This window comes from Nostoc sp. DSM 114161 (assembly GCF_052692665.1).
Genome location: NZ_CP195141.1, coordinates 8,138,708 through 8,151,634, shown reverse-complemented (window position 1 = coordinate 8,151,634; position 12,927 = coordinate 8,138,708). Strand labels below are relative to the sequence as shown.

Annotated in this window: 12 protein-coding genes; 10 read left to right on the top strand and 2 right to left on the bottom strand. The window is 39.9% G+C overall.

Going from position 1 to position 12,927, the window contains the following annotated elements; genetic code table 11:
- The first annotated feature begins 59 nt into the window (after positions 1–59).
- Together lpxB and NSTC745_RS34125 are read left to right on the top strand one after the other, a co-directional pair.
- Entirely contained in the window at positions 60–1,256 is a 1,197-nt protein-coding gene (gene lpxB, locus NSTC745_RS34130) for a lipid-A-disaccharide synthase (RefSeq protein ID WP_445634982.1), read from the top strand.
- A 96-nt stretch (positions 1,257–1,352) separates the two neighbouring features.
- Positions 1,353–2,639 (top strand): DNA cytosine methyltransferase, encoded by a 1,287-nt coding sequence (locus tag NSTC745_RS34125; RefSeq protein ID WP_445634981.1) that lies wholly within the window; start codon positions 1,353–1,355, stop codon positions 2,637–2,639.
- Between the two features lie 63 nt (positions 2,640–2,702).
- Here NSTC745_RS34125 and NSTC745_RS34120 read toward each other — a convergent pair whose 3' ends face one another.
- A complete protein-coding gene (locus NSTC745_RS34120; protein ID WP_445634980.1) occupies positions 2,703–3,245 on the bottom strand; it encodes a phycobiliprotein lyase in 543 nt (180 codons plus the stop codon).
- Between the two features lie 635 nt (positions 3,246–3,880).
- Here NSTC745_RS34120 and NSTC745_RS34115 point away from each other — a divergent pair.
- The 7 genes from NSTC745_RS34115 (at position 3,881) to NSTC745_RS34085 (ending at position 11,944) form a co-directional block, all read left to right on the top strand.
- A complete protein-coding gene (locus tag NSTC745_RS34115; protein ID WP_445634979.1) occupies positions 3,881–5,035 on the top strand; it encodes a sulfate ABC transporter substrate-binding protein in 1,155 nt (384 codons plus the stop codon).
- 86 nt (positions 5,036–5,121) lie between these two features.
- Positions 5,122–6,123, top strand: coding sequence for a PstS family phosphate ABC transporter substrate-binding protein (locus NSTC745_RS34110; RefSeq protein WP_445634978.1), 1,002 nt, complete (start codon positions 5,122–5,124; stop codon positions 6,121–6,123).
- A 14-nt stretch (positions 6,124–6,137) separates the two neighbouring features.
- Positions 6,138–7,079, top strand: coding sequence for a phosphate ABC transporter permease subunit PstC (gene pstC / locus NSTC745_RS34105; protein ID WP_445634977.1), 942 nt, complete (start codon positions 6,138–6,140; stop codon positions 7,077–7,079).
- A gap of 5 nt (positions 7,080–7,084) precedes the next feature.
- Entirely contained in the window at positions 7,085–7,984 is a 900-nt protein-coding gene (gene pstA, locus NSTC745_RS34100; RefSeq protein WP_445634976.1) for a phosphate ABC transporter permease PstA, read from the top strand.
- A 95-nt stretch (positions 7,985–8,079) separates the two neighbouring features.
- Positions 8,080–8,907 carry a phosphate ABC transporter ATP-binding protein PstB gene (pstB, locus tag NSTC745_RS34095; protein WP_445634975.1) on the top strand — a complete coding sequence of 276 codons (828 nt, stop codon included), beginning with the start codon at positions 8,080–8,082 and terminating at the stop codon, positions 8,905–8,907.
- 230 nt (positions 8,908–9,137) lie between these two features.
- Positions 9,138–9,563, top strand: coding sequence for a hypothetical protein (locus NSTC745_RS34090; RefSeq protein ID WP_445634974.1), 426 nt, complete (start codon positions 9,138–9,140; stop codon positions 9,561–9,563).
- A gap of 260 nt (positions 9,564–9,823) precedes the next feature.
- The gene (locus NSTC745_RS34085; RefSeq protein ID WP_445634973.1) at positions 9,824–11,944 is read left to right on the top strand and encodes a single-stranded-DNA-specific exonuclease RecJ; all 2,121 of its coding nucleotides are present in this window, start codon (positions 9,824–9,826) and stop codon (positions 11,942–11,944) included.
- A 132-nt stretch (positions 11,945–12,076) separates the two neighbouring features.
- On the opposite strand, the gene psb30 is transcribed toward NSTC745_RS34085, so the two are convergent.
- Complete coding sequence (gene psb30 / locus NSTC745_RS34080) at positions 12,077–12,220, bottom strand: photosystem II reaction center protein Ycf12/Psb30 (RefSeq protein WP_069068686.1); 144 nt, start codon at positions 12,218–12,220, stop codon at positions 12,077–12,079.
- A 299-nt stretch (positions 12,221–12,519) separates the two neighbouring features.
- On the opposite strand from psb30, the gene NSTC745_RS34075 reads away from it, so the two are divergent.
- Positions 12,520–12,870, top strand: a complete 351-nt coding sequence (locus tag NSTC745_RS34075; RefSeq protein ID WP_445634972.1) for a YkgJ family cysteine cluster protein — start codon at positions 12,520–12,522, stop codon at positions 12,868–12,870.
- The last annotated feature ends 57 nt before the right edge of the window (positions 12,871–12,927 follow it).

Here is a 12,927-nt window from a genome sequence, read left to right as displayed (position 1 = left end):
CACTTTTAATTCCTCACTCTGAACTCTTAACTCCTCACTTTTAAAACTTGAATTATCAAATGCGGATATTTATCAGCACTGGCGAAGTATCTGGCGATTTGCAAGGGTCGCTGCTAATTACAGCACTCAAGCGTCAAGCTGTGGCGATGGGGTTGGAATTGGAGATTTTGGCTTTGGGTGGCGAGAAAATGCAGCAGGTTGGGGCAACTTTACTGGGTAATACTAGTAGTATTGGCTCAATGGGTATTCTGGAGGGGCTACCTTATGTTTTGCCGACTCTCCAAGTGCAACGACGAGCGATCGCTTATCTAAAACAAAATCCACCAGACTTGGTAGTGCTGATTGACTACATGAGTCCAAATTTGGGGATCGGCACTTTTATGCAACAAAATTTACCACACGTGCCTGTGGTATACTACATCGCTCCCCAAGAATGGGCTTGGTCGTTGAGTTTGCGTAGAACTAACCGAATTATCGGTTTCACAGACAAGCTATTGGCAATTTTTCCAGAAGAAGCCCGTTACTATCGCCAGCAAGGAGCAGAAGTTAGTTGGGTAGGGCATCCTTTAGTCGATCGGATGCAAGATGCTCCTAGCCGGGAAGCGGCCCGCGCAACACTGGGGATTGAGCCAGAACAAATTGCGATCGCTCTACTCCCCGCCTCTCGCCGCCAAGAATTAAAATATCTTTTACCAATTATTTTTCAAGCTGCCCAAACTATTCAGGCTAAATTGCCCGAAGTTCATTTTTGGATTCCCTTGTCTTTAGAAATCTACAGGCAGCCAATTGAAAAGGCAATTGAGCATTACGGTTTGCGGGCTAAAGTTGTATCAGGCCAACAAAAGGAAGTCTTTGCTGCTGCGGATTTAGCCATTAGCAAATCTGGTACCGTCAACTTAGAACTTGCGTTGTTAAACGTCCCGCAAGTCGTAGTTTATCGCCTAAATCCCATTACCGCTTGGATAGCTCGTAAATTCCTCAAAGGTTCCATAACTTTTGCATCGCCACCCAATTTAGTCGCGATGAAGCCAATTGTGCCAGAATTTTTACAAGAGGAAGCCACACCAGAGAATATTATCCAAGCAGCTATGGAATTACTAGTCAATCCAATTCGCAGGCAACAAACTTTGGCAGATTACCAGGAAATGCAACGTAATTTGGGAGAAATTGGCGTGTGCGATCGGGCTGCTCAAGAAATTTTGGGAATGTTAGAGGGAGTGGGAAAAGACGCGATTAATCGTGTCTGTACAGAGTAGGGAGTGGGGAAGATGAGGGAGACGAGGGAATGAGGGATAAAAAATTAATAACCAATGCCCGATGCCCAATGCCCAATGCCCCATGCCCATAAAAAAATGAAAGAGCAGCCAAAAAGACCAATAGTAATAGATTTATTTGCTGGTGCAGGTGGGCTAAGTTTAGGATTTGAACAAGCTGGTTTTGATGTGAAAGCTGCTGTTGAAATCGATCCAGTTCATGCAGTCGTTCATAAGTTTAATTTCCCTCATTGCGTTGTATTACCTTGTTCGATAACTGAATTATCGGGTAAAGAAATCCGAGAAAAAACTGGAATTGGCGACCAAAATATCGAAACTATAATTTCTGGTTCGCCCTGTCAAGGTTACTCGTATATAGGTCGCAGAGCATTAGACGATCCCAGAAATTTTTTAGTCAAAGATTTTATCAGAATTGTCTTAGAATTAAAACCTTCTTATTTTGTTTTTGAGAATGTTAAAGGTTTGACAGCAGGAAAACATAAATATTTTCTATCTGAACTAATCGAAACTTTCAGCGAAAATGGCTATCAAGTTTGTTTGCCTTGGAAAGTTTTGAATGCTGCTGATTATGGAATACCGCAAAGGCGAGAAAGATTATTTCTCATTGGTGCAAAAAAAGGTTTTGTCTTGCCTGAGTATCCTACTCCATCTAGTAAACAAATTTGTGAAACCTTAGCCCATCCTATATTATTTCCTACTCCTTCTTGTTGGGATGCCCTTGGAGATTTGCCAGAAGCAGAAGAATTTGAGGAATTATTATACAGTGATTCTGTAGAAACACAAAAATGGAATAATCCCAGCAAATATGCACGAGAGATGAGATGTTTAGATGATAGAAGTTGGCATTTTGGCTATAGGAGAAATTGGAATAGTTTTGTTTTGACTTCTAGTATGAGAACTAATCATTCGCAAATTTCACGCGATAGATTTTTAGCTACAGAAGAGGGAAAAAAAGAACCTATTTCTCACTTCTTCAAACTTGCAAAAAATGGCATAGCCAACACTTTAAGAGCCGGAACTGATGCTGCTCATGGCGCCCATACTTCTCCAAGGCCTATTCATTATAGTCAGCCTCGCTGCATCACGGTACGGGAAATGGCGCGATTACATGGGTTTCCCGATTGGTTTCGTTTTCATATTACTAAATGGCATGGTGCAAGACAGGTAGGGAATGCAGTTCCGCCACCATTAGCAAGAGCGATCGCTACAGAAATTATCAAATGTTTGGGAATTACTCCGACTACTCCTGAAGATATTTGGGATTTGGGAGAGCCAAAACTTTTGTCAATGAATACGAAACAAGCTGCAAATTATTGGGAGGCCAATAGAGAGCAATTATTTGAGCGATCTCTGAGTCTCCTATAACAAAATTTTTTACTGTTATCTGGCATTTTTAATTGAGTAAACTGATTTTCAAAGCAGTAAAATTTATTGAATGATTTTTTCTAGATATTGAGCTATCATTTGCTGTTCGCCACCACGAGAAATCACAGTTTGTCGGGTGCGATATTTCTTCCCAATCATTTTTAATTCTTCTTCAAAAAGAGCGCCATTTTCTTCTGTCCACAAGTATATTGTTTTAGGATCTCGAAAGTAGTATTCAGCTACGACTAACTTAGGAACAGGAAAATTACGACCAAAATACATAGTTGTTCCTAAGCTACCTAATACTGTCCAACGCTTAGAACCTTGCTCGCCTGTTTCTGAATCTACTGTGTTCCATTCAACATAGGAACCACAACTTAGTTGGGCACTTTCATCTAATTCATGCAGTTTTGCCAAGTCGATTAATTCAGAACTTCCTCGATCTAGAAACCGCATAGTAACAGTTTTTGTTATTTCCTTAATTTTGCCATTTGGCAGTGCATAATAGCGTCGCAAAGAACACCAGTCACCATTGGATTCTTGCAGAAAGTTTTTAATTAAAGATTCTTGTTCTTGAGATGCTATTCTGTTGTTGCTATGAGTCATTAGTAGCCTTATATTTATCTTATATTGACAATTTACTCTTAATACAAAGATAGGCAAAATTTCAGTATTACCTAAAGTAATATCTGCTGAAATGAGAACCTATTGTGAATAGGAAACTAACTGAACCAGTATTTGCCAAATTAATACCATATTAATTGACATAATAGCTACTTAAATAAAATTAAATAACCGGATTACTACTTAAATCTAAGGCTGTAATTTTTAAATTTCGATGTTGAATATTTATCTTTAAGTATTATTTATTACTTGTATTTAAATTATTTAGGCGATCGCGGGTGCAAAGACAAAGACTAATCAGCGTCAAGTTACTTTACAGTCAGGTATCTCTGTAAATGCTAATATTAAGTTGCGTTAGCCTACCTTGATAAGTATCTCTACTCATTTATTACTGCAAAAGGCTGAAAGTTTGAAGTTTGTTAAACTTCCTTCTCTTGCTCGGACTCACACAAATATACTCTGACCATTGGTGTAGCTAGTAGGATGTACTCTATTTAAAAATACCTATATCTACAGTAAAAAAAATTGAAGTCAGATGAAAATTTTTGTTGTATTTACCCTATAATTCTTTTTACGGTATTTGTCTAGAAATACCGTAGATTTAGGGGTGAATTCTAATGAGCCAGCCGCAACAACATACACAAGTGGGTAATTACCTAGCTCAGGCAATGCAGATTTATCGGCACAAAGCTTTGCAAGTTATGAAATTTTGGTATCAACGCCGAATTAGAAATTGGTTGAATGGGCGTACTATCCAAAGCTTCGCGAGTTTGTTGGTCATAGGTGCTGTTTTGAGTATGTTAGTTGCCTCCTGTGGAAGCAGTTCAGCTAACAATGCTGATGTAAAGCTGAGGCTGGTTTCCTTTTCCGTTACAAAAGCGGCTCATGACCAAATAATTCCTAAATTTGTAGAAAAGTGGAAGCAAGAACACAATCAAAACGTCATATTTGAGCAAAGTTATGGAGGTTCTGGCGCTCAAACATCTGCTGTCATCGAAGGTTCACAAGAAGCAGATATCGTACATTTAGCACTTCCTCTGGATGTAAGTAAAATTCAGCAAGCAGGTTTGATTAAAGCGGGTTGGGAAATCAAATCGCCCAGAAATGGCATCGTTAGCAGATCGGTTGCTACTATTGTCACCCGCGAAGGTAATCCGAAAAATATTTATACTTGGCAAGACTTAGCAAAAGATGGAGTGACGTTGATTGCGGCTAACCCAAAAACCTCTGGTATTGCTATTTGGGAATTCTTAGCTTTGTGGGGTTCAATAACTCAAGCAGGAGGTGACGAAACAACAGCATTAGATTATGTCGCCAAGGTTTATAAAAACACCCCCCCATTAACAAAAGATGCTCGTGAGGCTAGCGATTTATTTTTCCAAAAAGGTCAAGGAGATGTCTTAATTACCTACGAGAATGAAGTAATTTTGGCAGAAAAGGCTGGGAGAAAACTGCCTTATGTAGTCCCAAAAATTAATATTTCTATTGATAACCCTGTTGCGATAGTCGATAAAAATGTTGATAAGCACGGGACAAGAAAAGTCGCACAAGCATTTGTTGATTACCTTTACTCAACAGACGCTCAACGAGAATTTGCTAAATTACAATATCGTCCTGTTAACCCCACTGTTGCCCAAGAAGTATTATCTGAATATCCGCAAGTAGATACATTATTCACGTCTCAAGATTTAGGCGGCTGGGATAATATCGAGAAAAAGTTTTTTGGAGATGGGGCGATTTTTGATAAGGCTATAGCTGGAAAAAAAGCATAAGTCTTAATTGTTAATGCAGTATTTTCTAGATGCCAGTAGATACAAAGTATCAGGTATTTGTGTTACTCTACCTCAATTGATAATTTATGAGCTTTAGCCTCCGATTCAAAAATAGCATCTTGCTAACCTCTATCACGCTTATTGCTGGTAGCATCAGTGCTTGTAACAGCGGACAAGAATTAAAAAGTCAAGTAAGTATTGATGGTGCAGCTGTAGGTTTTCCTATTTCTTTAGCAGTTGCAGAAGAATATGGCAAAGGCAAACCTGATGCTAAAGTAAGTGTGGCCTCAAGTGGTACTGGTGGTGGTTTCAGTAAATTTTGTAATGGTGACATTGATATAGCTGGTGCTTCTCGTACCATTAGAGATGAAGAAATTAAAAAATGTCAAAGTAAGAATATTGACTTTGTTGAGTTGCCTGTAGCTTTAGATGGCATTGCCGTGATTGCTAATAAAAAAAATAACTTTGCCAAATGTCTAACTATCAAGGAATTAAATAAGATTTGGAGTGCTAAATCAGACGGCAAAATACTAAGTTGGAACCAAGTAAATCCCAAATTTCCTAATGAAAAACTCAAGTTATATGCTCCGGCATCAGATACTGGAACATTCGATTATATGACTCAAGCTGTGACTGGCAAAGCTAAGAACGGTCGTACAGACTACACTCCCAGCCACAATCAAAATTTGCTAGTACAAGGTGTGTCAGGAGATGAATTTTCATTAGGTTATGTAGGTATATCTTACTACATTCAAAACCAAGAAAAACTTAATTTAGTTGGTGTAGAAAGTCCTTTGGGAAAATGTCAAAAACCGATTCCTGTGGATAATGTAATCAAAAATATCTACACGCCTTTGTCTCGACCTCTGTTTCTTTACGTGAGTAAAAAATCTTTAGACACTAAACCAGCAGTCAAAGAATTTGTAGATTTTTATCTAGACAATTCTTGGAAATGGGTAGATAGCGTTGGTTATGTTGCACTACCTGATGAGGCCTATGTCAAAGTAAAACAAAAATTTGGTAGGGAAGAAACTGGAACAAAATTTAAAAAAGCAAAACCAGGGGAACCGATTACAAACTTTATTTAGATAAGCTCGTGTTTATGACAAATACAAATTTTGAAGAAGATCCTTATCTATTATCTAGACAGTCACTGGAAAAAAAGGCATCTGAAGATATATCAGAAAAGATTGTGGCAGCAATTTTATTTGCCTGTGCTTTAGTTTCAGTTTTGACTACCTTTGGAATTGTCATAATTATCTTTCAAGAAACATTTGGTTTTTTCCAAGAAGTTTCCTTTGCACAATTTTTTCTAGATACTAAGTGGACACCGCTATTTGCAGAGAGACATTTTGGCGTTTGGCCTTTAATTAATGGTACTTTCTTAACTACTGCGATCGCTATGGCAGTGGCTATTCCTTTAGGTTTATCTTCCGCCATTTATTTGAGTGAATATGCCAAACCAAAAGTAGCAGCAATTTTACGTCCGGCAGTAGAACTTTTAGCAGGGGTTCCAACCGTAGTCTATGGATATTTTGCGCTATTATTTGTTACCCCATTACTGCGGAATATTATCCCTCTGGAAATTTTTAACGCCTTAAGTGCCGGGTTAATGATGGGAGTAATGATTACTCCTACAGTTGGTTCTATCAGCTTAGATGCTATTCGAGCTGTTCCCCGTTCTTTACGAGAAGGAGCTTATGCTATCGGTATCACTAAACTGGAAACCATTTTTAAAGTAGTCCTCCCAGCAGCACTTTCTGGAATTATCGCCTCGATTATTTTGGGTATTTCTCGTGCTGTGGGTGAAACAATGACTGTTCTCATCGCCGCCGGACTACAGCCAAAACTGACTCTTAATTTTGCAGAATCTATAGAAACTATGACAGCTTACATGGCACAAATTTCTGGTGGAGATAGTCCGCGTGGCAGTCTCAATTTCAAGACATTATATGCTGTAGGCGCTGTTTTGTTTCTCATCACACTAACTTTAAATATTGTTAGTTATTGGATTGCTAATCGCTTTAAAGAAAAATACGATTAATAGGCATGGCTACAAATTTTCAACAAAATGATTCATGGGATTCAGCAGCAGAATTTACTGATAATGTTGAGAAGAGAGAAACGCTAGGAAAAGTATTTGAAGTCCTTTTTTTATTAGGATTACTAGTTGGTTTATTTATCCTAGCATTGCTACTTTTTGATATTCTCCGGGATGGATTAGGCAGATTTTTATCACCTGGCTTTCTCACTGAAACGCCTTCTCGTTTCCCTGACCAAGGTGGCATTCGTCCTGCTATTATCAGCAGTGTTCTTCTTGGGATTATTGTGATTTTAGTAACTGTTCCAGTTGGTGTGGGAGCAGCTTTATATCTCGAAGAATATGCACCTAAAGCTTGGTGGACAGCAATTATTGAAATTAACATTAGCAATCTCGCTGGTGTACCTTCTATCGTTTACGGATTGCTGGGTTTAGGAGTTTTCAATTATTTGCTGGGATTTGGTCCCGCTTTGATTTCTGGTGCATTGACTTTATCTTTATTGTCTTTACCAGTAATCATTGTGACGGCTAGAGAAGCGATTCGCGCTGTCCCAGATTCCCTGCGAAATGCTTCTTATGGATTAGGTGTAACTAAATGGCGAACTATTAGCAGCCATGTCATACCCTATGCAATTCCCGGTATTTTGACTGGAGTGATTATTTCTGTATCCCGCGCTATTGGTGATGCAGCATCTCTAATTGTTGTAGGCGCTGTGGGTTTTCTCACCTTTGATCCTGGTTTGTTCCAAAGGTTTATGGCGTTACCCATTCAAATTTACAGTTATATCACTCGTCCGGAACCAGGTTTTACTAATGCAGCAGCAGCAACAATTATTGCGTTGTTATTGTTGATTTTAGTCTTAAATGGTGTGGCAATTTATATCAGACAACGCTTTTCAACACATTAAATAAGTGACGAAAACTCAAAATTGATAATTCAGAACCAATAAAAAAATTGAATACTTAATAGGCTAATTTTTCTGGAAATTTGGAGATACAAAAAATGTCACATAGCAATAGCAGAAATCAACGAGATAGCGCCACATTAGAACAAGCAAATACAGTATTCCATGCTGAAGGAGTAAAAGTATATTACGGTGGATTTTTGGCACTTTTAGATGTGTATTTAAAAATTCCAGAAAAACAAATTATTGCTTTTATCGGCCCTTCAGGATGTGGTAAAAGTACCTTGTTGCGTTGCTTCAATCGGATGAATGATTTAATCCCTGGAGCGAGGGTAGAAGGTAGATTGAATTATCGCGATCGCAATATTTATGACCCCAATATCAATTCTGTAAAATTACGCCGCCAAGTGGGAATGGTTTTTCAAAGACCGAATCCTTTCCCGAAGTCAATATACGAAAATATTGCTTTTGGCCCCCGTTCTAACGGTTATAAAGGTAATATTGATGAATTGGTAGAAGATTCTTTGAGACGCGCCGCCATCTGGGATGAAGTCAAAGACAAACTCAAAGAGAAAGGTACTGCATTATCTGGGGGACAACAGCAACGGCTTTGTATTGCCAGAGCGATCGCGATGAAGCCAGATGTATTATTAATGGATGAACCATGCTCTGCTCTTGACCCAATTTCTAGCCGTCAAGTAGAAGAATTGTGCTTAGAACTCAAGCAACAATATACCATCGTCATGGTGACTCACAACATGCAGCAAGCTTCTAGAGTCGCAGATTTCACCGCTTTCTTCAATACTGAAATTGACGAGTATGGCAAACGTCGCGGAAAATTAGTCGAGTTCAGTCCAACAGCGCAAATGTTCAGTTCTCCTCAAACCAAAGAAGCTGAGGACTATATCAGTGGACGTTTCGGTTAGAAAGAAGAATTCAGAATTTAGGAATCAGCGTCAATTAGTCAGCGTTAGTCATACAGAATATCGAACTGAATTCTGACGGCTGAATATTATGTCCGGTAAAAGACTTATTTTTTAGGTTGAGCTGGAGATATGCTTAAAGGCTGTTTTACTTTTGAATTCTGGAAAATATGCTGAGGCTTGAAAGTACTTAACTAAAGTAAAATTTTAGTTAAGTACTTATACTGTGTATTATGTTTAAACCTCTGGCGTTTGCTTTAATTGCAGTTACCATTCTTACAGCATCCATTAATAGCCCCCGCGCTAGCTTGGCTGGAACATGTGCGTCTAAGTGTGGTTCGCGTCCAATTCAATTTACTCCGGGACAGCACATCCGAGTTGAAGTTGTAAATAGCACACCCAATTTAATTAAAATCCAAAAACCATCCGGGACTGATGCGATATCTTTGAGTCCGGGACAGAAATTAAACATAGAAGGAATAGAGGGTACTGAGCCAAACACATCTTTGATATTTTGGAGCGAAACGGGTTTGTCACTACAAGCAATTGTCTCAAAACCGAACTTTGGAACATTGCGATTAGAACTCCGTCCGACTTGGCGTAATCCTGGCGATCGCTCGTTGTATATTATGGATGATGGTAAAATCAACGTGTTTTAAAGGTTATACCAAGTCTGTGTAAACTAGCACTCTTCTAATTAACCTGCAAACGAGACGCTACGCATAGCGTACCCTTCGTGCAGCGTCTCGTAGAGAAGGAAAGCCGATTCATTTAATATTAACTGCATCTAGATGGAGAACTAATATTAGGAGTTATGAAATAATTATTGCGCTGAAGCTGGGGTTTTGGTAAAAGTTATTGAGGCGTAGCCCAACCCAGGCATCGCTATTATCAAAAAGGAAACTCTTAATATTAAATTGTGCCAGACCGACCTTTAACTGAATCCTTAAAACAAACTACATCCTTACCCAATCAGCGTTGGCAGATTTATCGACAACAAACTCAGTTAGCTCAAAAGCTAGCAGTTGAAACAAATCTTTCACCCATCATCAGCCAGCTGTTAATTAATCGCGGGATTGAAACGCCAAAAGCAGCACAAGAATTTTTAGAGCCAGAGTCTTTAGTCTTGCCTTCTCCTTTAGAAGAATTTCCAGATTTGGCTATTAGTATAGAGTTATTGCAAAATGCGATCGCCTCTCAAACCAAAATCGCTATTTGTGGTGACTACGATGCTGATGGCATGACTAGTACTGCTTTACTTTTGCGTAGCCTACGGACTTTAGGCGCACAAGTAGACTATGCTATTCCCAGTCGGATGCACGAAGGTTACGGTATTAATAAACGTATAGTTGAAGAATTTCATACTGAAGGAGTCGGACTAATTCTCACTGTAGATAATGGGATCTCTGCATATGAACCTGTAGCTAGAGCTAGAGAACTTGGTCTTGCAGTTATTATCACCGACCACCACGACATTCCCCAAAAACTACCACCAGCCAATGCGATCCTTAACCCCAAACTCATAGCCGAATCTTCACCTTATCGGGGTGTTGCTGGTGTTGGTGTCGCCTATATTTTGGCAGTGTCTCTAGCACAACAGCTAGGAGAGACTAAAGGTTTAATTAAACCGATGTTAGCACTGTTTACACTGGGCACGATCGCAGATTTAGCTCCCTTAACTGGCGTCAATCGCCGCTGGGTGAAACGCGGTTTACAGCATTTACCAAAATCCGAATTAGCTGGAGTCCAAGCGTTAATTCAAGTAGCTGGAGTCCAGGCGAGGGAAGAGGGAGCAGGGGAGCAGGGGAGCAGAGGAGCAGAGGAGAAAACTCCCAATCCAAAATCCAAAATCCAAAATCCAAAATCCCTAAAGCCTGAAGATATCGGATTTCGTCTGGGGCCGCGAATTAATGCCATTGGTCGGATTGGCGATCCCCTGACTGTGATTGAACTGCTAACTACAGATGATATGGGGCTGGCGCTGGAAAGAGCAATGCAGTGCGAACAAATAAATATTAGTCGCCAGCAGATGTGCGAGCAAATTGAGCAAGAAGCGATCGCTGTTGTAGAGGCATTATATGTAACATCTTTACAAAAAGACCGCGTATTAGTTGTTGTCCAACCGAATTGGCATCACGGCGTTATCGGTATCGTCGCCTCCCGCTTGGTAGAACGCTACGGCGTCCCTGTGTTTATTGGTACCTATGAAGATGAGCAACACATACGCGGTTCAGCACGGGGAATTCCAGAGTTTGACGTGTTTGCAGCTTTGGAATATTGTCACGACTTACTAGGCAAATATGGCGGACACAAAGCGGCTGGTGGATTTTCTCTAACAGCAGAAAATTCACAGAAATTGCGATCGCGTTTGATTGAGTTTGCCAATGGATGTCTTGAACCCCAACATCTCAAGCCTCTGCTGAAAATTGATGCCGAAATCAACCTCAATCAAATCAACCGCCAGCTTTATCAACAGCTTAACGCTTTGCATCCTTGCGGTATCGACAATCCCGATCCCGTCTTTTGGACGCCTAATGTGCAAGTAATTGAACAGCAAATTGTTGGTAAGGGTCACATTAAACTAACAATTGCCCAAACTATTGATGGTCAACAGTATAGAATTAAAGCGATCGCTTGGCGTTGGCGCGATTACTTCCGCCTACCATCACGGTTGGATGTCGCCTATAAACTCCGAGAAAATCACTTTAACGGTAACACTACCATCGAGCTAGAGTTAGTAGGTGCGAGATTACCAATTCAGGTTCAACAATTTTTTGTTTCGCCACCTACCTCTTCAACCACCATTTTTGAATACAACCAGCGAAAGTATACCTGTGGTTTCTATAAAAATGGTTTGGCAGCAGAATTAAGAATTAAAAATCCTGAAGGCAAAGTCTTGGCTATGCAACCAGGACAGTTAAACGGTTTGCTTGGCACTAATCGTCAAGATGCCAAGGAAGTTGATATTTCTCAACCACAGTATGACAGTATTATCCAAGCAGCTCTGCAAGCATTATCACTACCCAGTGCTGAGTTATGAGTTCTGAGTTTTAAATTCCCTAATTTCTTTTACTCAGCAACGCCACTTGCTCGACATTTGGAGACCAAATGACCGCAGTGGTTACTCAGCACTCAGCACTGGCTCGACGCCCCACTTTTGCTAAAAGTGTTCTTAAAGGTTACCGTTACGAAATGCCAGCACAAAGATTACCGCCGGCCCAGCAATCACGATTAGCGCCACAGAAAGTAATTGGAAAATAACTTCCCAATTGATGCTGGTAAAAGCGTTAAATAAATCAGACACAGCGTCAAACATTTTTTCTCTTCTCCTGCTAACTGTTTATAAAAGCCAATAACTTAGTTAGGAAACCCGCAATCGATCATATCTGGCCGCGGGCTGTAGAATTTAATTTACTTAACAAAATTATAAGAAAAAACATAAAATGTGAGCGATCGGGACTGGATACTGGGGACTGAGGAATAAAAAATAAGAACCAGAATACTATTTTCTAGAGCCAAAAATACGGACGTTCAATACTATAGCTGTGCTACCTACAAGGTGTTGTATCCAAGCTAAAATCGCTATAATGTCTAGTCCCCAGTCCCCAATCCCAAATGGCAACTTGGCAATGTGTTAAGCAATGTGGAGCCTGCTGTCATCTAGATCCAGCAGAGCGTCCAGATTTGGATGAGTATCTCTCACCAGCAGAACTAGAACTTTACCTTAGTATGGTAGGTGAAGGAGGATGGTGCATTAATTTTGACCATACAACACGAGAGTGCTGCATCTATCCAAATCGCCCGCGCTTCTGCCGTGTAGAGTCAGAAGTGTTTCAAGATATGTATGGCATTGAAGCAGAAGAACTCAATGACTTTGCCATTGATTGCTGTCGTCAGCAAATAGAAGGAGTGTATGGCGATCGCAGTTTTGAAATACTAAGGTTTGATAAAGCTGTTGGCTTTTGATGTGCCGATTTTAGATGATTTCGGTTATCCAGAAAATAGTTGGTAGAGACGTTGCAT